Here is a 24,260-nt window from a genome sequence, read left to right on the forward strand (position 1 = left end):
GTGGTGGATCCGCTGATCGACGACACCGACGCGTCCGGCGCACCGGCGACGGTTCGGTTCGAGGTCTCCGGCAGCCGTCCCGACGACGCCGTGCGGGACCTCAACGGCCTGTACGGCGGGGACGACTGGGTGGCCCGGCCGACCGACGGGGCCTTCGACTACCGCTACACGGCGCTCGGTGACACCGAGGTGACGATCCGACGCGCGCAGTTCCACGGATCGCTGCACGGGACCGTCCCGCCCGGTGGCGACTACGTCGTCGCCTGGATCGGTGCCGGCTCGGCCGAGGTCGAGCGCCTGGGGGAGCGGTACCCGCTGCCGCTCGAGACGCCCCTGCTCCTGCCGCCCGACCACGCGTACACGTTCTGGACGGCCGACCACGACCACCGGCTCGTGCACCTCGACCGCGGGTTCGTCGGACGGGTCGCCGCGGCCCGGCTCGACGCCGTCGAGCAGCCCCTGCGGTTCGACGACCGCCGTGTCCCCGACGCCGACGCCGCTCGGCGCTGGCAGGGGGTCCTCACCGCGCTCGCTCGGTCGCTGCGGGTCGGTGGGCCGGAGTCGACCGCCTGGCACAGCGCGAAGACACTGGCGGCCGAGGTCTTCCTCGACGCCTTCCCGCCGCGCCCGGACGACCTGCCGGCCGTGCTCGGCCACCCGCGGAACGGCCGGCTCCGCGCCGCCGTGCAGTACATCCACGACCACGCCGCCGAACCCGTGACCGTGGCGGAGCTGTCCGAGGCGTCCGGCCTGAGCGTCCGGTCGGTCCAGGAGTCCTTCCGGCGCGTGTTCGACGTGTCACCCCTGACCTACCTGCGGCACGTCCGGCTCGACCGCGTGCGCGCGGAGCTCCTCGAGCTCGACCCGCAGCTCGGCGCCGTCGGGGACGTCGCTCGGCGGTGGGGCTTCGCGCACCTCGGGCGGTTCTCGGCCTCGTACGCCGAGCGGTTCGGCGAGTACCCGAAGCAGACGCTGCGGCGCTGACCGTGGCCGGTGCCGGCGGTGTCGCGGGCGCTGCGTCAGGCGGTGGTCGTGGGCGCCGGGCCCGTGCTCTGCCGCACCCGCAGGGTCGTCGGCAGGCGCACGTGCGCCGAGGCGGGTTCGCCGCGCAGCATCGTGAGCAGCATCTCGACCGCGTGCCGGCCGAGCTCGACGAGCGGCTGCGCGACGGTCGTCAGCGGTGGTGTGGTGGTCGCGGCCTGGGGGACGTCGTCGAAGCCGACGACGGAGAGGTCCTCCGGGACGCGCAGGCCGAGGGCCGCCGCGGATCGCAGGACACCGACGGCCGAGGAGTCGTTGGCGGCGAACACGGCGGTCGGGCGGTCGGGGCCGGACAGCAGATCGAGGGCGACCTCGGCGGACCGGTCCTCCTGGTAGCCGCCGTCGCGCACGAGGTCCTCGTCCACGGTCAGTCCGGCGGCGACGAGTGCACGGCGGTAGCCCGCTTCGCGGAGCTGTGCCGAGGCCAGGTCGGGGCGGCCGCGGAGGTGTGCGATCCGGGTGTGCCCGAGCGCCACGAGGTGCTCGACCGCCTGGACGGCCCCGCCCTCGTTGTCGGAGTCGACGGTGGCGTGCCCCTCCGGACCCGTGTGCGGGTCGATCGCGACGACCGGGATCGACGAGCTCGACAGCGCGGTGCTCGGCGTGACGACGATCGCACCGTCGATGAGCGTGCCGGAGAGCCGCGAGAGCGACCGGCGTTCCCAGCCCTTCTGCTCGGCGCCGGTGACGAGGCCGGCGTAGGCCAGCAGCTCGTACCCGGTGCCCGTCGTCGCGCCGGACACCCCGCGCAACAACTCCGTGGAGAACGGTTCGAACTCGGTCACGAGGATGCCGACGACGCCGGTGCGCGAGCTCCGGAGGCTCCGTGCGACGAGCGAGGTCTCGTAGCCGAGCTCCTCGACGACGTGCTGCACGCGGAGCATTGTCGCGGGGGCGACCCCGTCCCGCTGGTTGATGACCTTCGACACCGTCGGGATCGAGACGCCGGCGGCGCGTGCGACGTCCGCGATCGTCACCCGGCCGGCTCCGGGGCGCGCGCCGATGGCCGTGTCCATCCGCACACCGTACCGCTCCGTCCGCGACACGATTGGTAAAGAAAACGTTATCGATATCGATTGACACGCCTATCGACCACCTGGCACGCTCTCCGCAGCGGCACCCGATGTCGCCAGATGTCAACGACGACAACCAGGAGTTCCACGATGACGAGGAAGATCCGTGCCACGGCAGCCATCGCGCTGATCGGGGCGACAGCACTGCTGGCCACCGGCTGTTCCGCAGGGGGCAACGCCTCCAGCGGTGGCAGCGACGGGAAGGTCTCGATGACCTTCTGGAACAACTCGACCACCGGCCCGGGCAAGGCGTTCTGGCAGGACACGGTCAAGGCGTTCGAGGCGAAGAACCCGAATGTGACCATCAAGATCCAGGCGATCCAGAACGAGGACCTGGACGGCAAGCTCCAGACCGCGCTCAACTCGAACTCCGCTCCGGACGTCTTCTCGCAGCGCGGCGGCGGCAAGATGGCCGCGATGGTCAACGCCGGCCAGCTGCTGGACATCTCCGACTCGATCGGCTCGGGCGCGAAGAGCGGGATCAGCGAAGGATCGTTCAAGGCCTTCGACCTGAACGGCAAGACCTGGGCGATGCCCACGAACGTCGACCCCGAGGGCATCTGGTACAGCCAGGACCTGTTCAAGAAGGCTGGCATCGAGGGCACGCCCACGACGATGGACGAGCTGAACGCCGACATCGCCAAGCTCAAGGCCGCGGGCATCCAGCCGGTGGCCGTGGGGGCGAAGGACGCCTGGCCGGCCGCGCACTGGTACTACAACTTCGCCCTGCGGGCCTGCTCGGCGGACACGCTCAACAAGACCGCGCAGGACCTCAAGTTCACGAACTCCTGCTGGAAGGCCGCGGGCGAGGACACCAAGTCGTTCTTCGACACCGAGCCCTTCAACGACGGCTTCCTCACCACCTCCGCCCAGCAGGGTGCGGGCAGTTCGGCCGGTCTCATCGCGAACCACAAGGCAGCGATGGAACTCATGGGCGCGTGGGACCCGGGCGTGATCTCGTCGCTCACCCCGGACGCCAAGCCGCTGTCCGACCTCGGCTTCTTCCCGTTCCCGGAGGTCTCCGGCGGCAAGGGTGCACCCGGTTCGATGATGGGCGCCGTCGGCGGGCTCTCCTGCTCAGCGAAGGCCCCGAAGAAGGAGTGCACCGACTTCCTCAACTTCGTCACCACGAAGGACGTGCAGGAGAACTACTACAAGGCGTTCAACTCGATCCCCGCGAACAAGTCCGCGCAGTCGGTCGTCACCGAGCCGTACCTGACCACCGTGCTCAAGGCGTACAACGACGCCCCGTTCGTCTCGAACTACCTCGACACGCTCTACGGCCAGAACGTCGGCAACGCGCTCAACACCAGTGTCGTCAACCTGCTCGCCGGCAAGGGGTCCGTCTCGGACATCGTGTCGACGGTCAACCAGGCCGCAGCGAAGGGCTGAGTCACCCATGACCACCTCCGTCACCAGCCCCTCCTCGGCACAGCGTGAGGCGGGACGGTCCGGGACGGGGCGTCGCACGGGCGGGGCCGACGGTTCGCCGTCGGCCCCGGCCCGCCGGGCCCGCACGGGCACCGACGTCCGCACCCGGGTCGAGATCGCCGTCCTCGCCGGGCCGGCGGTCATCATGTTCGTCGGGTTCGTCATCCTGCCCGTCGCGCTCGCCGCCTACTACGGCTTCTACAAGTGGCAGGGCTACGGCGCCCCCGTCGACTTCGTCGGCCTGCAGAACTACACGGTGATCTTCACCGACCCGGACTTCCGAGCCGTGCTCTGGCACAACCTCTTCATCGTCATCGGGTCGCTCCTCGTGCAGGGTCCGATCGCGATCATCCTCGCGCTGCTGCTCAACCAGCGCATCCGGGGCCGCGGGCTCATCCGCGTCCTGATCTTCCTGCCCTACGTCATCTCCGAGGTCATCGTCGGCACCGGGTGGAGCCTCATGCTCCAGTCGAGCGGGGCCCTGAACGACCTGCTGCAGTCCCTCGGCCTCGGTGCCCTCCGGAACGACTGGCTCTCGAACCCCGACATCGCCCTGTGGACCCTGCTCGGGATCATCTCGTGGAAGTACATCGGCTTCGCGGTGATCCTCTTCCTCGCCGGCCTGCAGAGCATCCCCGAGGAACTGTTCGAGGCCGCGCAACTGGACGGCGCGAGCTACTGGCAGATCCAGCGCCGCATCACGCTGCCACTCCTCGGCCCGACCCTGCGCATCTGGGCGTTCCTGTCGATCATCGGGTCCCTCCAGCTGTTCGACCTCGTCTACATCATCTGGGGGCAGTACATCGCCTCCACCGCGGGCACCTCGACGATGGCGACCTACATGGTCGGCAACGGTCGGCTGTCCGGCAACTACGGGTACGGCAACGCCGTCGCCGTGGTGATCTTCCTCATCTCGCTGGTCGTCGCCCTCGTCTACCAGCGGTACGTCCTGCGCCGCGACACCGCCGGCGCCCTCACCGAGAAGGCCACCCGATGACCGCCACCGCATCGATCGTCGCCCCGCGCCGCCGCGGCGGGAAGCGCCCGAACGACGGCCCCGTCCGTCGCGAACGGAACCTCGGCACGTACTTCATCGCGCTGCTCTTCATCGCGGTGTGCATCGGTCCCGTCGCCTACATCGTGCTCGGCGGCTTCCGCACCAACTCGCAGATCACCGCGAGCCCGGCCGGACTGCCGAGCCCGTGGCAGGTCAGCAACTACGTGTCGGTCCTGACGAGCGGGGTGTTCTGGCAGCAGCTCGGCAACTCGGTGATCGCCGGTGTCACCACCACGCTCGGCGTCGTCGTGCTCGGCCTGATGGTGAGCTTCGTCCTCGCCCGGTACCGGTTCCGGGGGAGTGGCGCGCTCTACTCGCTGTTCGCCGCCGGCCTGATGTTCCCGATCACCGTGGCGATCACGCCGCTGTACATCCTCGTGAAGGACCTCGGGCTGACGAACAACCTCGCCGGCGTGATCCTGCCGCAGATCGCGTTCGCCCTGCCGACGACGGTCATCATCCTGGTGCCGTTCCTCCGAGCGATCCCGGACGAGCTCGAGGAGGCTGCGGCCATCGACGGCGCGAGCAAGCTCGGTTTCTTCTTCCGGATGGTCGTCCCGCTGTCGCTGCCCGGCGTCGTCACGGTCGGCATCCTCGCGTTCATCGGCAGCTGGAACAGCTACCTCCTGCCGCTGTTCATCCTCAACGACGCGTCGACCTACACGCTGCCGCTCGGTGTCCAGGCGTTCGCGTCGCAGTACTCGGTCGACACCGCGCGGGTGCTCGCGTTCACGTCGCTCTCGATGATCCCGGCCCTGGTGTTCTTCGCGATCTTCCAGAAGCGCATCGTCGGCGGCCTGACCGGGGCGGTCAAGGGATGACGGCGCTTGACGGGCCGCAGGCGCGCCTCGCGTCGGCGCCCGCGCCGACGGTCGACGCCACGACGGTCGGACTGGAGGCGCGTGGCGGCCCCGCACCGCGCCTCCAGTCCGCCACCGGGCGCGTCCCCGACCACGACGCGACGGACCGTGCGTCCAACCTGCTCGCCGCCATGACGCTCGAGGAGAAGACGGCGCAGCTCGTCGGCTACTGGCTCGACCAGAACGGCGTCGTCGCCCCGATGCAGGGCGAGATGGCCGCCGCGCAGGACGGCGGCACCCTCGCCGACATCACCCGCCACGGCATCGGCCAGTTCACCCGCGTGTACGGCACCCGTCCCGTCGAACCCGACGAACGCGCCGCCTGGCTGTGGGCGGAGCAGCGCCGTCTGCAGCGCGAGACCCGGCTGGGGATCCCCGCGCTCGTCCACGAGGAGTGCCTCACCGGGCTCGCCGCGTGGAAGGCCGCGACCTTCCCGACGCCGCTCGCGTGGGGAGCCGCCTTCGACCCCGAGCTGGTGGAGCAGGTCGGCGCCGCCATCGGTTCCTCGATGCGGCAGCTCGGCGTGCACCAGGGCCTCGCGCCCGTCCTCGACGTCATCCGCGACCCGCGCTGGGGCCGGGTCGACGAGTGCATCGGCGAGGACCCGTACCTGGTCGGCACCGTCGGCACCGCGTACGTCCGGGGCCTGCAGAGCGCCGGGGTCGACGCGACGCTGAAGCACTTCCTCGGGTACTCGGCGTCGCAGGCGGGGCGGAACCACGCCCCCGTGCACGCCGGACCCCGCGAGGTCGCCGACACCTTCCTGCCGCCGTTCGAGATGGCGATCCGCGACGGGGGTGCGCGCAGCGTGATGAACTCCTACGCGGAGATCGACGGGGTGCCCGTCGCCGCGGACGGTTCGCTTCTGACCGACCTGCTCCGGGACCAGCTCGGGTTCGAGGGGACGGTCGTCGCCGACTACTTCTCGGTCGCGTTCCTCGAGGTCATGCACGGCGTCGCCGCCGACCGTGGCGAAGCCGCGGCGCTGGCACTGTCGGCGGGGGTGGACGTCGAACTCCCGACCGGCGACGCGTACCTCGCGCCGCTGATCGAACGGGTCCGTGCGGGACTGGTCGACGAGGCGCTCGTGGACCGCGCCGTGCTCCGGGTGCTCCGGCAGAAGGAGCGCCTCGGGCTGCTCGACCCGGACGCCTTCGCCGACGACGCCCCCACCGGGATCGACCTCGACACCCCCCGGCACCGCGAGCTCGCCCAGCGGCTCGCGGCACGGTCGCTCGTGCTGCTGTCGAACGAGACGCCCACCGCACCCGTGGTCGACGGGGACGCGCAGTCCGCCACGGCGGGGGCGCCGGCGCCCGTCCTGCCCCTCGCTCCGGGCACGTCCATCGCGCTGATCGGCCCGAACGCCGACCGCGCCGAGGCCCTGCAGGGCTGCTACTCGTTCGCGAACCACGTCCTCGCCTCGCACCCCGACCTGCCCCTCGGCTTCGCGATCCCCACCGTCCGTGAGGCCCTCGAGCAGTCCCTCGGTGCCGCAGCCGTCCGGTTCGCCGTCGGCTGCACCGTCAGCGGGACCGACCGGTCGGACATCGACGCGGCCGTCGCCGTGGCGCGCACGTCGGACGTCGCGGTGGTCGTCGTCGGCGACCAGGCCGGACTGTTCGGCCGGGGGACCGTCGGCGAGGGCAACGACACCGCGTCGCTCGACCTGCCCGGCGTGCAGCGGGAGCTCGTCGAGGCGGTCGTCGCCACCGGTACCCCGACCGTCATGGTGCTGCTGACCGGCCGACCGTACGCGATCGGGTGGGCGCTGGACGACGCCCCAGTCGGCTCCGGAGACGTCGCCCGCCGGCGCCCTGCCGCCGTCGTGCAGGCGTTCTTCCCCGGCGAGGGCGGTGGCCTGGCCATCGCCGACCTCCTCACCGGCGCCGCGGCGCCGTCCGGTCGCCTGCCCGTCTCCCTGCCGCGTGCGGCCGGGGCACAGCCGTACACGTACCTGCACCCGCGGCTCGGCGGTCCGTCCGACGTCACCGCCGCCGACTCGACGCCGGTCCGTCCGTTCGGGTTCGGACTCGGGTACACGTCGTTCGCGTACACCGACCTCGAGGTCGACGAGACGATCGGCACGGAGGGCGCGTTCACCGCGAGCGTCACCGTCACGAACACCGGGGAGCGCCCGGGCGAGGACGTCGTCCAGCTCTACGGCCACGACGTGCACGGTTCGGTCACCAGGCCCCTCGTGCAGCTCCTCGGCTACGCGCGCGTCGCGCTCGGGGCGGGGGAGTCGACCCGCGTGCGGTTCGACGTGCCGGTCCAGCGCTTCGCGTTCAGCGGTCGCGACCTGCGTCGCGTCGTCGAGCCCGGTGACGTCGAGGTGTGGGTCGCGTCCCACGCGGCGGCGTCACGGCCTGGAGGCGCGGTGGACTCCGGCGGCATCGTCGCGCACGGCACGGCCTCCGGTCCAGAGCCCGTCCCCGGCTCCGCCACGGACCGCGCGGTGCTCCGGGTCACCGGCCCGGTCCGCGAGGTCGCACCCACCGACCGACGCGTCGTCACGTGGGAGCGCGTCTGACCGGGTGATCGGGATCGGTGCGCCGCGGTCTCCGCGGTCGGTGCACCGATCCCGGTTCGACGTGGACGCACTGCTGCGGGCGGTGCAGGATGCGGTCCTCGGACAGCGCTCGGGCCGCCGTCGTACCGTCGAGCGCATGGGGACGAACGAGGCAGACGACGGCGATGACCGTTTCGACCACCTGACCCGGGCGCTCGGTGCCGTCCTCGACCCGTCGCTCGACGTCATCGACGCGATGGACCGCGTGGTCGACGCGGTCGTCCGGTTCACGTCGGCGACGGAGGCGGGGATCGTCCTGGCGGACGCCGACGGCACCCTGCACGTGATCGCGTCGACGAGCGAGCGGAGCAGCGACGTCGAGGAGGCGCAGCTCGGCGCCGGCCAGGGCTCCGGCATCGACTGCCACCGGAGCGGCACGACCGTCGACGTGCCGGACGCCACGTCGCACGAGGCCGTGTGGCCGACGTTCGTGCGGACGATGCGGGAGCGCGGCCTCGTCGGGACCTTCGCGGAGCCGATCCGGTTGCGTGCCGCCACGATCGGGTCGCTCTGCGTCTTCGCCGACCACGGCCGAGGGCACGACGACCGCGACGTGGTGCTCCTCCAGCTCCTCGCCGACGCCGCGTCGGCGGCACTCGCACGGCAGCGCGGCACCGGGTCCCTGCGCACCCTCGACGAGCAGGTGGAGGATGCGATCGAGGCGCGCGTGACGGTCGAGCAGGCGAAGGGGGCGCTCGCCCACCGACGCGGGGTGCGGATCGACGAGGCGTTCCAGCTGATCCGGCGTGCCGGCCAGGGCGCCGGACGGGGGATCCGGGAGGTCGCCGAGGACATCGTCCGACGCGGCGCCGACCTCCGGCTCTAGAGCATGCCCGTCAGGACCCCGCCGTCCGCCCGGAGTGCCGCGCCGTTCGTCGCCGACGACCGCGGGCTCGCCAGCCAGGTGACCAGGTCGGCGATCTCGGACGGCTCGATGAACCGCTCGAGCAACGTGGTGCGGTTCTGCCCGATGACGGCGTCGCGCACGGCGGTCGCGGGGACCGACTGCGCCGCGGCGATCGACTCGATCGTCGCTGCGACCCCGTCCGAGTAGGTCGGGCCGCCGAGGACGGTGTTGACCGTGACCGCTGTACCGCGGGTGCGCTTCGCGAGGCCGTTCGCGAGCGCGAGCTGTGCGGCCTTCGTCACGCCGTAGTGCACCATGTCCGCCGGCACGTTCACGCCGGACTCGCTGCTGACGAACACGATGCGCCCCCACCCGCGCTCGAGCATCGGGGCGAGGAGGTGTCGCGACAGCCGGACCCCGCTCATCAGGTTGACGTCGAGGTACCGCGCCCACTCGGCGTCGGTGACGGACTCGAAGTCGGCGAGGCCGAACAGCCCGACGTTGTTCACCAGGACGTCGACCTCGACCCCGTCGTCGTCGAGGCGGGTGAGGAGCCGCTCGACCTCGTCCGGTGCGCCGAAGTCCGCCGCGATCCCCGAGACGTCCGCGTCCGGACGCTCCTGCCGGAGTCGGTCGACCGCTGCACCGACCCGCGCCGGGTCCCGCCCGTTCAGCACCACCCGGACGCCCTCGGCGGCGAGGGACGCGGCGACCGCGTACCCGATCCCCTGCGTCGACCCACTGATGAACGCCGTCCTGCCCTGCAGTCCCAGTTCCACGTCTGCTCCTCGTCGTCGTGATCCTCGTCGTCGTGACTTGCTCAGGCAAGTGACAGTAGTCGTGGTCACTTACCCAGGCAAGTCATGCTGGTACCCTCGGAGCGTGACGGACACCGACGGACTCACCGACGAGCAGCTCGAGGTCTGGGCCGCGCTCGCCACCCTGTTGGAGCGGCTGCCGACCGCCCTCGACGCGCAGCTCCAGCGGGACAGCGGTGTGACCCACTTCGAACACGGGGTGCTCTTCGCCCTCGACCGGGCGCCGGAGCGGACCCTGCGGATGAGCGTCCTCGCCGGGTACGCCAGCTGCACCCTCTCGCGGCTGTCCCGGGCGGTCACCCGGCTCGAGGCGAAGGGCTGGGTGCGGCGCCTCGTCGACCCGGGTGACGGGCGCTTCACCCTGGCCGTGCTCACCGACGCCGGCCACGAGCAGGTCGCGCGCTCGACCCCGGCACACCAGGCCCTCGTCCGGAGCCTGGTGTTCGAGTCGCTCTCCGCGGCGCAGGCCCGCCAGCTCGGTGTCGTCAGCCGGCGCATCGCCGAGGCCGTCAGCGACACCCCGGTCTGGACACCGCCGGTCGACCGCTGACCGCCCCGATGATGGTCGCATGGGTGCGGACACGACACCGACGACCGTCGGCGACCTCTTCGAACGACCACCGACGCAGTTCGGGTTCCGTGGCGATCCCTGGTTGTGGGCGGCGCTGCGCGAGCGACTCGCGCAGACGCCCCTGCCGGCCGACCTGTTCACGCTGCGCCAGCTCGTCCGCGACGCCGTGCAGGACGAGACCGGTGCATCGATCGACGACCGGGCCCGCGACAGCGTGTTCGTCGAACGGTTCGCGCACGGCGGCATGTCGTCCGGGCACGTCTCGCTGCCGTGGTGGCGGGACACCGGCATCCACATCGTCGCCGATCGGTGGGCGGCGGTCACCGGAGCCCGGTGAGGGACGCCGCGCGCGCGGAGCCCCGGCGGACGTGGCCGGTGACCTGGTCCGCACCGCCCGCGGGCCTGGAGGCGCGTGGCGGGCCCGCACCGCGCCTCCAGGCCGTCAGCTGGTCACGTCGGCCGCGCCCTCGCGCCGCGCCGCCTCGTCCGACGCGCGCTCGTCCTGCACACCCAAGCGCGCCACCGCGTTCGCGAACCCACGGCGGTCACGGGTCGCGACCAGGCCGATGAGCGCCGCGACGGCGAGTGCGAAGGCGAGCAGACCGGACAGGGGGAAGGCGGCGGCGGAGAGCGTGGCCCACCCGCCGGAGCCGGCCGCCCACCGCACCAGACGCTGCCACCCGGACGGATGCGGTTCCGGGCGCAGCCGGACGACGGCTTCGCCGAGGGTGCGTCCGGTCGTCAGCACGAGGACCAGCTGGAGGGCCGGCGCGACGAACGGCAGCGTCGCGAGCACGACCCTCGGGAGCGTCGCATCCTGGTCGTGCCCGGCCAGGGCGAAGCCGAGACTCGTGACGGAGACCAGCGCGCCGGAGGTCAGCGTGACCGCGAGCAGGTCGCAGAACATGCCGAAGCCCCGACGCCACACCGTCACCGGCCGGGGCCTGCCCGCCGTCGAGTCCCCGCGGTGCCGGGTCAGGATCCACAGCACCGGCGAGACGAGGGTGCCGACCAGGGCGCCGAGCGTGTTCGCGAAGAGGTCGTCGACGTCGAACAACCGGTAGGCGCAGGGGTAGAGGAACCAGTCGCCGGTGAGCTGCGTGCACTCGATGAGCAGGGAGACCGCGAAGCCGGCGACCGTCCCGACCACCACGCCGGCGACGAACCGTCCGTGCAGGAAGACGTGCCGGACGAGCATCCCGAGGGGCACGAACAGGACGACGTTGAAGACCACCTGGGCCGCGGCCGGGTTGCCGAGCAGCGACCGTGGGCCGCTCAGCCCGCCCTCCTTCGCGATGTCCCCGACGAAGGCGAACGGCGTGAGCTGCGGACCCGACGCCGACCGGCAGAGCGCGGCCACTTCACTGGTGTCGGGCAGTGGCAGCAGCGTGTAGGTCACCAGGGCGAGGCTGTAGACCACCGCGAGGAAGGCGAGGACCGCGTTGCCGATGCCGAGGGTCCCGCGTCGTCGGTACTGCAGCGCCGCCCACGGCACCAGGCCGGCGATCGCGATCGCCGAACCAGCGATAAGTGCGAGTACTGCCGGGATCGCCGAGGTCATCCCTCGACCCTACGGACGGCCCGTCGTGCTCGTTCCGGTCGCGGGCGTTCCGGTCGTGGCCGTTCCGGTCGTGGTGTCGGCGGTCTGCTCCCGCCGCAGTCTGCGGGTGCGCCGGTCCTCGCGGGCAGCGCTGACGAGGCCGACGACCGCGGCGATGATCAGGAGGATCTGCAGGGTCGCGAGGAGCGGGTCGGCGCTCCGGTCGTCCTGCTGGTCGGTCAGGGCGTCGGTCGCTCGGGACGGTCCGGCGGCCAGGTAGAGGACGCAGTCGGTCATCGCGTGCACGGCCATGGCCACCCAGAGGCGACCGCTGACCCGTCGGACCCAGTAGTAGAGGCTGCCGTTCATCGCGAGGAACGTCACCTGGAAGAGGATGGCGGCGGCGGGCACGCCCGCCCAGATGCTGCCGACGACGTGGGCGAGCCCGAAGGCGATCGCGGTCACGAGCAGCGTGACGAGCTCCCCGTGGCGCGCCCGGACGGCGTCGAGCAGGATCCCCCGGAAGAACAGCTCCTCGCCCACACCGACCAGGATCGTGCCGATCACGACGACGAGCACGGTGCCGAACGGCCTGGCACCCCACGGCGTGGCCGGGAGCTGCACCAGCGGGAGCAGGACCATGAGGACGGGGATGCTGACCAGCCACCACCGTCGGGGTCGGAGCGTCGGCGTCGGTGCCTCCGCCCACACGCCACAGCCCCACCGCGCGTACCGGAGGAACACCAGCCCGAGCACGATCGCGATCGGCAGCGGGATGTAGTGGGACAGCACGAACTCGGCGCTCTCGTCGTCACCGGCGAGGGCACCGAACACGTTCCCGAGGACGGCCGCGAAGACGAGGTAGACGGCGGCCGCCGCCAGACCGACCCAGGTCGTGCGGGGGACGCGGGGTCGGTCGAGCCCGTCGTGGACGCTCATGCGCGGCTTCCCGACGCCGTGGAGTCGGCCCGCGTGGCCGCCTGGTCGGCGGCCACCAGCCCGGAGCCGCACGCGACGACGACGCCGATCCACACCTTCGGTTGCACGCGCAAGACGATCCCCTGACGTCGTGGGGCCCGGATCGTCCCCTCAGGGCAGTATGGCGGACGGGCGGTCCTCCTGACCGGCCGGAGAGAGGGAAAGCGCATGGAACACCGCACCGCACTCGTCGTCGGGGCGTCCCGGACGCTCGGTCTGGCGATCGCCGGGGAGTACCTCCGCCGTGGCTGGGACGTGATCGGGACGGTGCGCGGTGACCGACGGACCCCGCTCCACGACCTGGCGGACGGCTCGTCCGGTCGGCTCGCCGTCGAGGTGGTGGACATCACCCGCCCGGACGAGGTGTCGGCGGTCCGTGACCGTCTGGCAGACCGGCTGCTCGACACGGTCTTCGTGAACGCGGCCATCGCGGACGAGGACCTGCCGATCGCCGAGGTGCCGACCGACGTCTTCGTCGAGGTCATGGTGACGAACGTCCTCAGCCCGATGCGCGTCGTCGAGACCTTCGCACCCCTGGTCCGCGACGGGGGCTCGATCGGGGTGATGTCCTCGACGCAGGGCAGCATCTCGCGGAACACGAACGGCGGGCACGAGGTGTACCGCGCGAGCAAGTCGGCGCTGAACCAGTCGATGCGGAGCTACGCCGCCCGCCGCGCCGAGGACCCGGTGTCACTGTTCCTGATGGACCCGGGCTGGGTGCAGACCGAGCTCGGCGGCGAGGGGGCACCGCTCACCGTGGACGAGAGCGCTCCCGGCGTGGTGGACGCGCTCATCCGGCACGCCGGCGAACCGGGCCTGCAGTTTCTCGACCACCGGGACACCACGATCCCCTGGTGACGCGGGGGCCCTCCGGAATCGGCCCGCTCGTCAGGACTCCAGCCGCTGGAGACACTGCACGCACATCGGCCAGCCGTGGGTGCCGCGCACGCGCTTGCACCCCTCCGGCAGGTCGGTGCAGTCGTCGAACACGTGGTGCACGCCCGGCGTCGCATCCGTGTGGAACGGTCGCACCTGCATCGGACGCTCCTTCGGCCACGGTGGGCTCACCGACGAGCCCGTGCGCCCTCTCTACGCGCCCGACCTGCGATCTCGCGCAACTCGATCCCGACCGCGCGGAGACCGAGGGCGTCAGCCGCGCTCGCGGAGGAACGCGACCTGGCGCTCCCAGTGCCGGAACGCCCCGCCCTCGTGCCCGTTGTACGGGTAGACCTCGATCGCCTTGTCCGCCGAGCCGAGGGCGTTGTAGGCCGCGAAGGTCGTCCGCGGCGGCACGACGTCGTCCATGAGCGCGACCGAGAAGAGTGCCGGCGCGGTGATGCCGGCGGCGTGGTTCACGCCGTCGAAGTACGCCGCGGTCTCCCACACGGTCTCGGCGGCGTCGCGGTGCACCGACAGGTAGGTCGCGAGCTCGAGGTACGGCCCGCCGACCGCCACCGCGGTGCCGGACTCCCAGGCGCAGAGGAACGCGACGTCGGGCAGCACGGCGGTGATCGGGCCGACGTGCGCCTCGACGAGCGCGGCGGCGGCGATCGCGATCCCGCCGCCCTGGCTCCCGCCGGTCAGGGCGATGCGGTCTGGGTCGACGCCGGGCAGGGTGCGGACGGCGTCGACCAGGCGGACGGCGTCGGTGAAGACGCGGCGGTAGTAGTGGTCGGCGGGGTCGGTGATGCCGCTGGTCATCCAGCCTCCGACGCGCGGAGCGGAGCCGTGCGGGTCCGGGGTGTCGCCGCCGGTGCCCCATCCGCTGCCCTGGCCGCGGGTGTCCATCACGACGTGCACGTACCCGGCGAGGGCCCACGAGACCCGCTCGCCCGGCAGCCCGCGGCCGCCGTTGTACCCGAGGAACTCGACCACGACCGGTAGGTCAGCGGTGGCACCGACGGGGCGGGACACCCAGGCGCGCACGGGGTCGCCGGCGAAGCCCGGGAAGGTGAGGTCCTCGATGACGAGCCCGGTCACCGGGGTGTCCGCTGGCACCACGCTCGGCGCGGTGTCCGCTCCGGCGGCGCGGGCGGACGCGATCGTGTCGGCCCAGAAGGCGTCGAAGTCGGCGGGGCGACGGACGTCCGCACGGTGGGTGCGGAGCGCGTCGAGGGGCAGGTCGGTGAACGGCATGGTTTCCTCCGGGGACGATCCTGCCCCCGGTGTCGTCGTGGACGGCGCCGGGGGCAGGGAGTGTCGTGGTGTGGTGGGCGTCAGCGGGCGGCGGCGCGGTACTGCTCGAGGACCGCGGGCTGCGGGTCCGCCGGCACGACCGTCGTGTCGAGGTCCCACTGCGGCAGTGCCCCGGTGAGGACCCAGGCCGCCTGTCGCGCGGCCCCGGCCGCGACGTACTCGCCGGGAGCGGGCAGCTCGACGTCACGGCCGAACACCTGTGCGGCGACGACGCGGACGGCCTCGTTGCGTGCGGCGCCGCCGATGAGCAGCAGCCGCGACACGGTGACACCGGTCGCCTCGACCGCCGCGAGCCCGTCGGCGAGGGCGCAGAGCATCCCCTCGACGGCGGCCCGCGCCAGGTGCGCGCGGTCCGTCGTGTCCGGGGTCATCCCGAGCAGGGACGCGGTCGCGTCCGGTCGGTTCGGCGTCCGTTCCCCGACGAAGTACGGCACGAGCACGAGCCCGTCGGCGCCGGCCGGCGCCGTGAGCGCCAGCTCGCCGAGGGCGTCGTGGTCGACACCGAGCAGCCGTCCGATCACCTCGAGCACGCGGGCCGCGTTGAGCGTCGTGACGATCGGGAGGCGCGACCCGCTCCCGTCGGCGAAGCCCGCCACGGTCCCGCTCGGGTCACGCACCTCGGCGTCGCTGACCCCGAAGACGGTGCCGCTCGTGCCGAGGGACACCGCGACGTCGCCCGGGCCGAGTCCGAGGCCGAGCGCTGCCCCGGCGTTGTCGCCGAGTCCCGCGCCGACCAGGAGCCCGGTGCGTGCGACCGCACCGCCGGGCAGCTCGACGTCGGTGGACAGCGTGCCCATCGCCTCGTCCGGTGCGACGACGCGGGGGACGACCACGGCGTCGTCGTCACCCGTCGTCGCGGGACGCATGGGCCGTCCGAGCGCGAGCTTGAACAGCTCCGGGTCGTACTCGCGGCGCACCGGATCCCAGTAGGCGGTGCCGCTGGCGTCGGACGCGTCCGTCGCCAGGGCGTCGAGGTCGGGGCCGAGCGGGCTCTCGTCCGCCGGGCCGTAGCCGCGGAGCCGCCACGACAGCCAGTCGTGTGGGAGCGCCACGGCCGCGACGCGGGCCGCGTTCTCGGGCTCAGCGTCGCGGAGCCAGCGCAGCTTGGTACCGGTGAACGACGCGACCGGCACCAGTCCCGTCCGGGCGACCCATGCCTCCCGGCCGAGCTCGTCGACCATCTGCGCGGCTGCGTCCGCACTGCGGACGTCGTTCCACAGCAGGGCGTCGCGGACCACGTGGCCGTCGGCGTCGAGCGCGACCATGCCGTGCTGCTGCCCGGCGATCGCGACGGCGGCGACGTCCTCGAGCCCGCCGGCGTCCGCGACCGCGGTGCCGAGGGCGTCCCACCAGTGGCGGGGGTCGACGGACGTGCCGTCCGGGTGGGACGCGCGTCCCTCCCGGACGGCCGCCCCGGTCGCCGCGTCGCGGATCGTGACCTTGCAGGACTGGGTCGACGAGTCGACCCCGGCCACGAGCTGCTGGCTCAACGAGCGCCCATGAGGTGCTCGATGGCGAGCTGCTGGAGCTTCACGAAGCCGAAGCCCTTGCCGCCGAAGTACGCGTCGGCGTCGAAGTCCTCGTAGGCGGAGCGGTCGGCGAGGAAGTCGTCGTACGACTCGCCGGCGTTGAGCGTCGGAGTGGAGAGCTCGGGGACCTTCGAGGCCTCGAGCGCGGCCTGCACCTCGGGGTCGGCGCGGAACGCCTCGGCGCGCTCCTTGAGCAGGAGGTACATGCGCATGTTCGCGGCGGCGGAGTCCCAGACGCCCGAGATGTCCTCGGTGCGGCTCGGCTTGTAGTCGAAGTGGCGGGGGCCGTCGTACGCCGGGCCGCCTTGCGGGGCGCCGTGCTCGAGCAGGTCGACGAGCGAGAACGCGTTCTGCAGGTCGCCGTGACCGAACACGAGGTCCTGGTCGTACTTGATCCCGCGCTGGCCGTTGAGGTCGATGTGGAAGAGCTTGCCCTGGTAGAGCGCCTGGGCGATGCCGGCGGTGAAGTTCAGGCCCGCCATCTGCTCGTGGCCGACCTCGGGGTTGATGCCGAACATCTCCGGGCGCTCGAGGGTCTCGGTGAACGCGATGGCGTGGCCCAGGGTCGGCAGGAGGATGTCGCCGCGGGGCTCGTTCGGCTTCGGCTCGATGGCGAACCGGATGCCGTAGCCCTTGTCGGTGACGTACTGGGCGAGGAGGTTGACGGCCTCGCGGTAGCGCTCGAGCGCGGCCTGCACGTCCTTCGCGCTGTCGTACTCGGCACCCTCGCGGCCGCCCCACATGACGAACGTCGACGCGCCGAGCTCGGCGGCGAGGTCGATGTTGCGGAGCACCTTGCGGAGCGCGAACCGGCGGACCTGCCGGTCGTTCGAGGTGAAGCCGCCGTCCTTGAAGACCGGGGCGGAGAAGAGGTTCGTCGTGACCATCGGCACGACGATCCCGGTCGCCTCGAGCGCGCCCTTGAGGCGGTCGATCTGCTTCTGGCGCTCGGCGTCGGTCGAGCCGAACGCGAAGAGGTCGTCGTCGTGGAAGGTCAGACCGTACGCGCCGAGCTCGTCGAGCTTCTCGACGCCCTCGACCACGTCGAGGGCGGGGCGGGTCGGTCCGCCGAAGGGGTCGGAGCCGTTGTAGCCGATGGTCCAGAGACCGAAGGAGAACTTGTCTGCACGGGTGGGCGTCGTTGCCATGTTAGTCACCGTTCGTCGTCGAAACAAAATGTTGCCGCGCCCAACATAAGCGGTAGTGTTGGCTGTGGCAAGGACGTGATCGCAAAGGAGCGAGCGGATGGCAAGTGTTTCGACGGCGCAGCAACGACTGCGGATCGCCATGGTGGGGCACGGCTTCATGGGAGCCGCGCACTCACAGGCATGGCGGACCGCCCCCAGGTTCTTCGACCTCGGGGTCGAGCCCGAGATGGCGGTGATCGTCGGGCGCGACCCGGAACGCACCGAGGCCGCTCGCGTGCAGTACGGCTGGCAGGCGGCGTCGACCGACTGGCGCGCCGTCGTGGCCGACCCGGACATCGACGTCGTCGACATCGTGTCGCCCGGTTCGTCGCACGTCGAGATCGCGATCGCCGCGCTCGAGGCCGGCAAGCACGTCCTGTGCGAGAAGCCGCTCGCCAACACCGTCGAACAGGCCGAGGCGATGACGGCCGCTGCCGCAGCCGCCCGGGCGCACGGGGTCCGCGCCATGGTCGGGTTCAGCTACCGCCGGGTGCCGGCCATCGCCTTCGCCCGACAGCTCGTGCAGGACGGCCGGATCGGCACCGTGCGCCAGGTCCGCGCGCTCTACCTGCAGGACTGGCTCGCCGACGAGGACGGCCCGATGACCTGGCGCCTCGACAAGGAGCTCGCCGGTTCCGGTGCGCTCGGCGACATCGGCGCGCACGCGATCGACCTCGTCGAGCACGTCACCGGCGCCGAGCTCACCCGGGTGTCGGGTCTGCTCGAGACCTTCGTGACCGAGCGCCCCCTGCTCGCCGACGGCGTCGGACTCTCCGGCACGGCGTCGAGCGAGCGCGGGCAGGTCACGGTCGACGACGCCGCGTTCTTCACCGCCCGACTGGGCGGCGGTGCGGCCGACGGCGCGATCGGCACGTTCGAGGCCACGCGCTACGCCACCGGCAGGAAGAACGGCCTGACCCTCGAGATCAGCGGGTCCGAGGGCGCGATCCAGTTCGACCTCGAGTCCATGAACGAACTGCGGTTGTACGAGTCGTCGGCACCCGCGGGGGAGCAAGGCTTCCGCCGCATCCTGGTCACCGAACCCGAGCACCCCTACATGGCGGCGTGGTGGCCCACCGGACACCTCATCGGGTACGAGCACACCTTCAGCCACCAGGTGAAGGACTTCGTCGAGGCGATCGTCGCCGGCACCGACCCGTCGCCGTCGTTCGAGGACGGCCTGCACGTGCAGCGGGTGCTCGACGCCGTCGAACGCAGCGCCGCCGACGGCAGCAGCTGGACGGTGACCTCGTGACCGCCGCCGGCACACGCCAGGCACTGGTCGTCCGCGGCGGCTGGGACGGCCACCAGCCCGTCGAGACCACCGACCTGTTCGTCCCGTTCCTGCGCGACAACGGGTTCGCGGTCCGGGTGTCGGACTCGACGGCCGTCTACGCCGACGAGTCCGTCATGGCCGAGGTCGACTTGATCGTGCAGGTCGTCACGATGTCCACCATCGCCGACGACGAGTTCGCCGGACTGCAGCGGGCGGTCCTGAACGGCGCCGGGCTCGCCGGGTGGCACGGCGGCATCGCGGACGCGTTCCGGAACACCGCCGACTACCTCCACATGATCGGTGGGCAGTTCGCGCACCACGCCGGCAAGCACCCGTCCGAGCGGATCGGCGAGCAGTCCGACAACTACATCCCGTACACCGTGCACATCACGGACCTCGGGCGGTCGCACCCCATCACGCAGGGCATCGAGGACTTCGACCTCGTCACCGAGCAGTACTGGGTGCTGTCCGACGAGTACAACGACGTGCTGGCCACCACCACGCAGGAGGCGCGGGACTTCGACGCCTGGAACCGCCCCGTCACCGCGCCCGCGATCTGGACGCGGCAGTGGGGCGAGGGACGCGTCTTCGTGTCTGCGCCCGGGCACCGGCTCGAGGTCGTCGAGTCGCAGCCGCTCCGCACCGTCATCGAGAGGGGTCTCCTGTGGGCAGCCCGCTGAAGGTCGGCGTCGTCGGCGTCGGGAACATCAGTCAGCAGTACTTCGAGCACTTCCCGGCACTGCCCGGGCTCGCCCTCACCGCGGTCGCCGACCTCGACGTCGAACGGGCGCAGGCCGTCGGCGCGGCCCAGGGCGTCCGGGGCACGAGCGTCGACGACCTGCTCGCCGCCGACGACGTCGACGTCGTGCTCAACCTGACGATCCCGGCGGCGCACGCCGAGGTCGCCACCCGGGCGCTGCACGCCGGCAAGCACGTCTACGGCGAGAAGCCGCTCGCCCTCGCCACGGCCGAGGCGTCGCCGGTGCTGGCGCTCGCCGCGGAGCGGGGCCTGCGGGTCGGGAGCGCCCCAGACACGGTGCTCGGCACCGGGATCCAGACCGCCCGTGCCGTCCTCGACGAAGGCCGCATCGGCGACCCGGTCGGTGCCGCGGTGTCGTGGAGCGCGCCCGGACACGAACTCTGGCACCCCGCACCCGCGTTCTACTACCAGCCCGGCGGCGGCCCGCTGCTCGACATGGGCCCGTACTACCTGACGAGCCTGGTGCAGTTCTTCGGCCCGGTCGCCCGGGTCAGCGGCAGCGCCACCCGGTCCACCCGGGAGCGCAGCATCGCGACCGGCCCGTTCGCCGGCGCGCCCATCCCCGTCGACGTCGACACCCACGTCGTCGCCGTGCTCGAGCACGAGAGCGGCGTGGTCTCCACCGTCACCGTCTCGTTCGAGGTGTGGGCCACCCGGGCACCGCTGTTCGAGGTGCACGGCACCGCGGGCAGCCTCGCCGTGCCGGACCCGAACCGGTTCTCCGACCCGGTGTCGATCGCGACGTCCGACGACCGCGAGTGGCGTGAGCTGCCGGTGCGCGCCGGATACGCCGACGCGGGCCGCGGCTACGGGCTCGCCGACATGGCGCACGCGATCGCGACGGACCGTCCGCACCGCGCCTCCGGCGACCTGGCGTTCCACGTGCTCGAGGTGATGGAGGCGGTCGCGACCGCCGGCCGTGAGCACACCGTGGTCGACGTGCGGTCACGCGTCGACCGACCCGAGCTCGTGCCCGCCGGGGCCCGACCGGAGTCCTGGTGACCGTGCACAACCGCGAGGAAGGACGACGACGATGACGACGACGGACGGAACCGACGAGACCGAGACGACCCGCGCCTCCAGGCCGGTCACCCTCTTCACCGGCCAGTGGGCCGACCTGCCCTTCGAGGAGGTCGCGCGCCTCGCCGGCGAGTGGGGGTACGACGGGCTGGAGATCGCCTGCTGGGGTGACCACCTCGACGTCCGTCGCGCCGCGACCGACGCGGCCTACGTGGCCGACCGGAAGGCGATCCTCGAGCGCAACGGCCTGCGCGTCTGGACCATCGCGAACCACCTGACGGGCCAGGCCGTCTGCGACGACCCGATCGACCAGCGCCACGAGGACATCCTCGCGCCGCACGTGTGGGGCGACGGCGACCCGGAGGGCGTGCGCCAGCGCGCCGCTGAGGAGCTGCAGTGGACAGCCCGCGCCGCCGCCGCGCTCGGGGTCGACACCGTCACCGGGTTCTCCGGGTCGTCGATCTGGAAGACCGTCGCCGGCTTCCCGCCCGTGCCGCCGAGCATGATCGATGCCGGCTACCAGGACTTCCACGACCGCTGGTCCCCGATCCTCGACGTCTTCGAAGAGGTGGGGGTCCGTTTCGCGCTCGAGGTGCACCCGTCCGAGATCGCCTACGACTACTGGACCGCGAAGCGCGCGCTGGAGGTCTTCGCGGACCGTCCGGCGTTCGGGTTCAACTTCGACCCGTCGCACTTCGTCTGGCAGGACCTCGACCCCGCCGCGTTCCTGCTCGACTTCGCCGACCGCGTCTACCACGTGCACTGCAAGGAGTCGGTGAAGCAGCTCGACGGCCGGAACGGACGCCTGGGCAGCCACCTGCCGTGGGGCGACCCCCGCCGCGGGTGGGACTTCGTCACCGCGGGCCACGGCGACGTGCCCTGGGAGCGGGTGTTCCGCGTGCTGAACCACATCGGGTACACCGGACCGACCAGCGTCGAGTGGGAGGACGCCGGGATGGACCGGCTCGTCGGCGGGCCGGAGGCGCTGGCCTTCGTCCGACGGCTCGGCACCATCGCGCCGCCGGAGGCGTCGTTCGACGCGGCGTTCTCGCGGTCCCGGTGAGCGACGACCGGGGCGCGGGCGGCGCGCGGGACTCGGCGCGCTCGCCGCGAGTCTCGGCCACCGTGGGCAGTGCCGCGCGCGTGCTCCGACTCGTGCACGAGGCGGGGCCGATCACCCGCGCCGAGGTCACCCGGCGCACCGGGCTGAACCGTTCGACCACGCTGACCCTCGTCGGTGAACTCGTCGACCTGGGCCTGCTGCACGAGGAGCTCCCGACGGCCGGGTCACCCGGCGCGGGGGTGGGCCGGCCGAGTCCGGTCGTCCGGGCAGCCGCCGACGTCGTGGCCGCGGCCGTCACCGTCGAGATCGACGCCGTGTCCGTGGCGCTGGTGGGACTCGACGGCACGGTCCGGGCGCGTCTCGTCGCACCGCAGGACCGTCCACCGACCGCGTCCGAGGCCGTCGAGACCGTCGCGGCACTGCTCGACGGCGTCCGGCACCCGGCGGACGGCGACGACCCGGCCGTACCCACCGCGACCGGCGACGACCCGGCCGTACCCACCCCGACCGGCGCTCCCACCGCGCTCCGGCTCGTCGGCATCGGCGTCGCCGTCCCCGGCACCGTCCGGGTCGAGGACGGCACCGTGCAGTACGCCCCCCACCTCGGCTGGCACGACGAGCCGCTCGCCGGCCCGCTCACCGCACGCACCGGCCTGCCCGTGCGTGCCGCCAACGACGCCAACCTCGGTGCCTGGGCCGAGCGGCTCGGGGGAAGCGGCCGCGGCGTCGACGACCTGGTCTACCTGAACGGCGGCGCGAGCGGCATCGGTGGCGGCGTCATCACCGGCGGGCGCCCCCTCAGCGGCGCGGACGGCTACGCCGGCGAACTCGGGCACACCTTCGTCGCGGCGAACGGCGTCCGCTGCCACTGCGGCGCGGTCGGCTGCCTCGAGACCGAGGCGTCCCGCGACACCCTGACCGCCGCGACGGGGACCCCGCCCGACGACCTCGAGGCGCTGGCCGCGGCGCTCGCCGAGTGCCGGCCCGAGGTCGAGCGGGTCGTGGACCGTCAGGTCGCCGCGCTCGCCACCGCCCTGCGCAACGCGATCCACACCGTGAACCCCGAGGTCGTCGTGCTCGGCGGGTTCCTCGGCGTCCTGCTCGACCACGTCGGGGACCGCATCGTCGACGACGTCCGCGCGCAGTCCATGACGGGCATGACCGACCGACTCCGGATCGTGCCGGCGGCACTCGGCCGTGACGTCCTGGTGCACGGGGCCGCCGAGATCGCGTTCCGCGACCTGCTGCGCGACCCGGCCCGGATCGCGGCAGCCGTCCCCGCGACCCTCCCCACCACCACGTCCGGCCCCACCACCACGTCCGGCCGCCCTGCCGCGGCCGAGGAAGCGAGACCCGCATGACCTCCACCCAGCACCAGCGCGTCAGCGTGCTGCTCGGCACCCAGGACCTCACCGTCGAGGACCGCTCCGTCCCCGAGGTCGTCCCGGGCGACGTGCTCGTCCGCGTCGCGGCCGTCGGCGTGTGCGGCTCCGACGTGCACTACTACCGGCACGGCCGCATCGGCGACTTCGTCGTCGAGGAGCCCCTCGTGCTCGGCCACGAGCTCTCCGGCACGATCGTCGCCGTGGGCGACGGCGTCGACGAGGCCCGGGTCGGCGAGCGCGTCGCCGTGGAGCCGCAGCGGCCCTGCCACCACTGTGCGCAGTGCCTGGCCGGCCGCTACAACCTCTGCCCGCACATGCGCTTCTACGCGACCCCGCCGATCGACGGGGCGTTCGCCGAGTACGTGACGATCGAGTCCGCGTTCGCGCACACCCTGCCCGACGCGGTGTCGTTCGAGGCCGGGGCGCTCCTGGAGCCGCTGTCCGTCGGCATCGCCGCCGTCCGCAAGGCCGGGATCGTCCCCGGCTCCTCGGTCCTCATCGCCGGTGCCGGCCCGATCGGCATCATCTGCGCGCAGGCCGCGAAGGCGTTCGGGGCGTCCCGGATCGTCGTGAGCGACCTCGTCGCCGAACGCCGCGAGCGTGCCCTGCAGTACGGGGCGACCGAGGTCGTCGACCCCACCCTCGTGTCGGTCGCCTCCGACATCGTGCCGGTGGACGCCTTCATCGACGCCAGCGGTGCGCCCCGCGCGGTCTCCGACGGCATCAAGGCGGTCGGCCCCGCCGGCGCGGCCGTGCTCGTCGGGCTCGGGAACTCCGAGATGACGCTGCCGGTCGAGCACATCCAGAACCTCGAGGTCACCGTCACCGGCATCTTCCGGTACACGAACACGTGGCCGGTGGCGATCGAGCTGGTCGCCTCGGGGCAGGTCGACCTGGACTCGCTCGTCACGGGGCGCTTCGGCCTCGACGACGTCCGCGAGGCCCTCGAGAGCGACACCGACCCGGCCTCCCTGAAGTCGGTCGTCTACCCCGGCGGGGTCCCGTCCGCCTCGTGACCACACGACGGCCTGGAGGCGCGTGGCGGGCCCGCACCG

At 72.5% G+C, this 24,260-nt stretch carries 23 protein-coding genes; 15 read left to right on the top strand and 8 right to left on the bottom strand.

Translation table 11 applies throughout. The annotated features are described in order from the left end of the window. Window positions 1-984, top strand: coding sequence for an AraC family transcriptional regulator (locus tag BIU96_RS10665; protein ID WP_071292591.1), 984 nt, complete (start codon window positions 1-3; stop codon window positions 982-984). Between the two features lie 35 nt (window positions 985-1,019). On the opposite strand, the gene BIU96_RS10670 is transcribed toward BIU96_RS10665, so the two are convergent. Next, the gene (locus BIU96_RS10670) at window positions 1,020-2,057 is read right to left on the bottom strand and encodes a LacI family DNA-binding transcriptional regulator (protein ID WP_071292746.1); all 1,038 of its coding nucleotides are present in this window, start codon (window positions 2,055-2,057) and stop codon (window positions 1,020-1,022) included. A gap of 147 nt (window positions 2,058-2,204) precedes the next feature. Between BIU96_RS10670 and BIU96_RS10675 the strand changes: the two genes are divergently transcribed. From BIU96_RS10675 to BIU96_RS10695, 5 genes are all read left to right on the top strand, one after another. Beyond that, window positions 2,205-3,506: an ABC transporter substrate-binding protein gene (locus BIU96_RS10675; protein ID WP_071292592.1), complete on the top strand. Its 1,302-nt coding sequence runs from the start codon at window positions 2,205-2,207 to the stop codon at window positions 3,504-3,506. A gap of 7 nt (window positions 3,507-3,513) precedes the next feature. Beyond that, window positions 3,514-4,542, top strand: coding sequence for a carbohydrate ABC transporter permease (locus tag BIU96_RS10680; RefSeq protein WP_071292593.1), 1,029 nt, complete (start codon window positions 3,514-3,516; stop codon window positions 4,540-4,542). Next, a complete protein-coding gene (locus BIU96_RS10685; RefSeq protein ID WP_071292594.1) occupies window positions 4,539-5,423 on the top strand; it encodes a carbohydrate ABC transporter permease in 885 nt (294 codons plus the stop codon). The genes BIU96_RS10680 and BIU96_RS10685 overlap by 4 nt, the downstream gene beginning before the upstream one ends. Before the next feature lie 170 nt (window positions 5,424-5,593). Then, window positions 5,594-7,996, top strand: a complete 2,403-nt coding sequence (locus tag BIU96_RS10690) for a glycoside hydrolase family 3 N-terminal domain-containing protein (RefSeq protein WP_083402836.1) — start codon at window positions 5,594-5,596, stop codon at window positions 7,994-7,996. A gap of 136 nt (window positions 7,997-8,132) precedes the next feature. Further along, window positions 8,133-8,861, top strand: a complete 729-nt coding sequence (locus BIU96_RS10695; RefSeq protein ID WP_139199963.1) for an ANTAR domain-containing protein — start codon at window positions 8,133-8,135, stop codon at window positions 8,859-8,861. On the opposite strand, the gene BIU96_RS10700 is transcribed toward BIU96_RS10695, so the two are convergent. Next, window positions 8,858-9,661: an SDR family NAD(P)-dependent oxidoreductase gene (locus BIU96_RS10700; RefSeq protein WP_071292596.1), complete on the bottom strand. Its 804-nt coding sequence runs from the start codon at window positions 9,659-9,661 to the stop codon at window positions 8,858-8,860. The genes BIU96_RS10695 and BIU96_RS10700 overlap by 4 nt on opposite strands. A 103-nt stretch (window positions 9,662-9,764) precedes the next feature. Between BIU96_RS10700 and BIU96_RS10705 the strand changes: the two genes are divergently transcribed. Together BIU96_RS10705 and BIU96_RS10710 are read left to right on the top strand one after the other, a co-directional pair. Then, window positions 9,765-10,250: a MarR family winged helix-turn-helix transcriptional regulator gene (locus tag BIU96_RS10705; protein WP_071292597.1), complete on the top strand. Its 486-nt coding sequence runs from the start codon at window positions 9,765-9,767 to the stop codon at window positions 10,248-10,250. A gap of 19 nt (window positions 10,251-10,269) precedes the next feature. Continuing rightward, window positions 10,270-10,608, top strand: coding sequence for a hypothetical protein (locus BIU96_RS10710; RefSeq protein WP_071292598.1), 339 nt, complete (start codon window positions 10,270-10,272; stop codon window positions 10,606-10,608). 105 nt (window positions 10,609-10,713) lie between these two features. On the opposite strand, the gene BIU96_RS10715 is transcribed toward BIU96_RS10710, so the two are convergent. Together BIU96_RS10715 and BIU96_RS10720 are read right to left on the bottom strand one after the other, a co-directional pair. Continuing rightward, a complete protein-coding gene (locus tag BIU96_RS10715) occupies window positions 10,714-11,832 on the bottom strand; it encodes a VanZ family protein (protein ID WP_071292599.1) in 1,119 nt (372 codons plus the stop codon). A gap of 9 nt (window positions 11,833-11,841) precedes the next feature. Then, window positions 11,842-12,750 carry a CPBP family intramembrane glutamic endopeptidase gene (locus BIU96_RS10720; RefSeq protein ID WP_071292600.1) on the bottom strand — a complete coding sequence of 303 codons (909 nt, stop codon included), beginning with the start codon at window positions 12,748-12,750 and terminating at the stop codon, window positions 11,842-11,844. A 207-nt stretch (window positions 12,751-12,957) separates the two neighbouring features. Between BIU96_RS10720 and BIU96_RS10725 the strand changes: the two genes are divergently transcribed. Then, window positions 12,958-13,647 carry an SDR family oxidoreductase gene (locus BIU96_RS10725; RefSeq protein ID WP_071292601.1) on the top strand — a complete coding sequence of 230 codons (690 nt, stop codon included), beginning with the start codon at window positions 12,958-12,960 and terminating at the stop codon, window positions 13,645-13,647. Window positions 13,648-13,677: 30 nt separating this feature from the next. Here the strand turns inward: BIU96_RS10725 and BIU96_RS19845 are convergent, their stop codons facing one another. The 4 genes from BIU96_RS19845 to xylA all read right to left on the bottom strand — a co-directional run bounded on the left by BIU96_RS19845 (window position 13,678) and on the right by xylA (window position 17,662). Continuing rightward, window positions 13,678-13,827: a hypothetical protein gene (locus BIU96_RS19845; RefSeq protein ID WP_175477519.1), complete on the bottom strand. Its 150-nt coding sequence runs from the start codon at window positions 13,825-13,827 to the stop codon at window positions 13,678-13,680. A gap of 111 nt (window positions 13,828-13,938) precedes the next feature. After that, complete coding sequence (locus BIU96_RS10730) at window positions 13,939-14,925, bottom strand: acetylxylan esterase (RefSeq protein WP_071292602.1); 987 nt, start codon at window positions 14,923-14,925, stop codon at window positions 13,939-13,941. 80 nt (window positions 14,926-15,005) lie between these two features. Further along, window positions 15,006-16,475, bottom strand: a complete 1,470-nt coding sequence (locus BIU96_RS10735; protein WP_071292603.1) for an FGGY family carbohydrate kinase — start codon at window positions 16,473-16,475, stop codon at window positions 15,006-15,008. Beyond that, the gene (gene xylA / locus BIU96_RS10740) at window positions 16,472-17,662 is read right to left on the bottom strand and encodes a xylose isomerase (RefSeq protein ID WP_071292604.1); all 1,191 of its coding nucleotides are present in this window, start codon (window positions 17,660-17,662) and stop codon (window positions 16,472-16,474) included. Before xylA ends, BIU96_RS10735 begins: the two co-directional genes overlap by 4 nt. Before the next feature lie 97 nt (window positions 17,663-17,759). Between xylA and BIU96_RS10745 the strand changes: the two genes are divergently transcribed. The 6 genes from BIU96_RS10745 (at window position 17,760) to BIU96_RS10770 (ending at window position 24,221) form a co-directional block, all read left to right on the top strand. After that, the gene (locus BIU96_RS10745) at window positions 17,760-18,956 is read left to right on the top strand and encodes a Gfo/Idh/MocA family protein (protein ID WP_254786089.1); all 1,197 of its coding nucleotides are present in this window, start codon (window positions 17,760-17,762) and stop codon (window positions 18,954-18,956) included. Beyond that, window positions 18,953-19,657, top strand: coding sequence for a ThuA domain-containing protein (locus BIU96_RS10750; RefSeq protein ID WP_071292606.1), 705 nt, complete (start codon window positions 18,953-18,955; stop codon window positions 19,655-19,657). Before BIU96_RS10745 ends, BIU96_RS10750 begins: the two co-directional genes overlap by 4 nt. Further along, a complete protein-coding gene (locus BIU96_RS10755; RefSeq protein ID WP_071292607.1) occupies window positions 19,642-20,739 on the top strand; it encodes a Gfo/Idh/MocA family protein in 1,098 nt (365 codons plus the stop codon). The genes BIU96_RS10750 and BIU96_RS10755 overlap by 16 nt, the downstream gene beginning before the upstream one ends. 31 nt (window positions 20,740-20,770) lie before the next feature. After that, the gene (locus tag BIU96_RS10760; RefSeq protein WP_071292608.1) at window positions 20,771-21,820 is read left to right on the top strand and encodes a sugar phosphate isomerase/epimerase; all 1,050 of its coding nucleotides are present in this window, start codon (window positions 20,771-20,773) and stop codon (window positions 21,818-21,820) included. 62 nt (window positions 21,821-21,882) lie between these two features. After that, entirely contained in the window at window positions 21,883-23,181 is a 1,299-nt protein-coding gene (locus BIU96_RS10765; RefSeq protein ID WP_083402838.1) for an ROK family transcriptional regulator, read from the top strand. Then, window positions 23,178-24,221: an NAD(P)-dependent alcohol dehydrogenase gene (locus BIU96_RS10770; protein WP_071292610.1), complete on the top strand. Its 1,044-nt coding sequence runs from the start codon at window positions 23,178-23,180 to the stop codon at window positions 24,219-24,221. The genes BIU96_RS10765 and BIU96_RS10770 overlap by 4 nt, the downstream gene beginning before the upstream one ends. Window positions 24,222-24,260 lie beyond the last annotated feature (39 nt).

Origin of the sequence: Curtobacterium sp. MCBA15_008 (assembly GCF_001865065.1) — a bacterium.
Lineage (GTDB): Bacteria > Actinomycetota > Actinomycetes > Actinomycetales > Microbacteriaceae > Curtobacterium.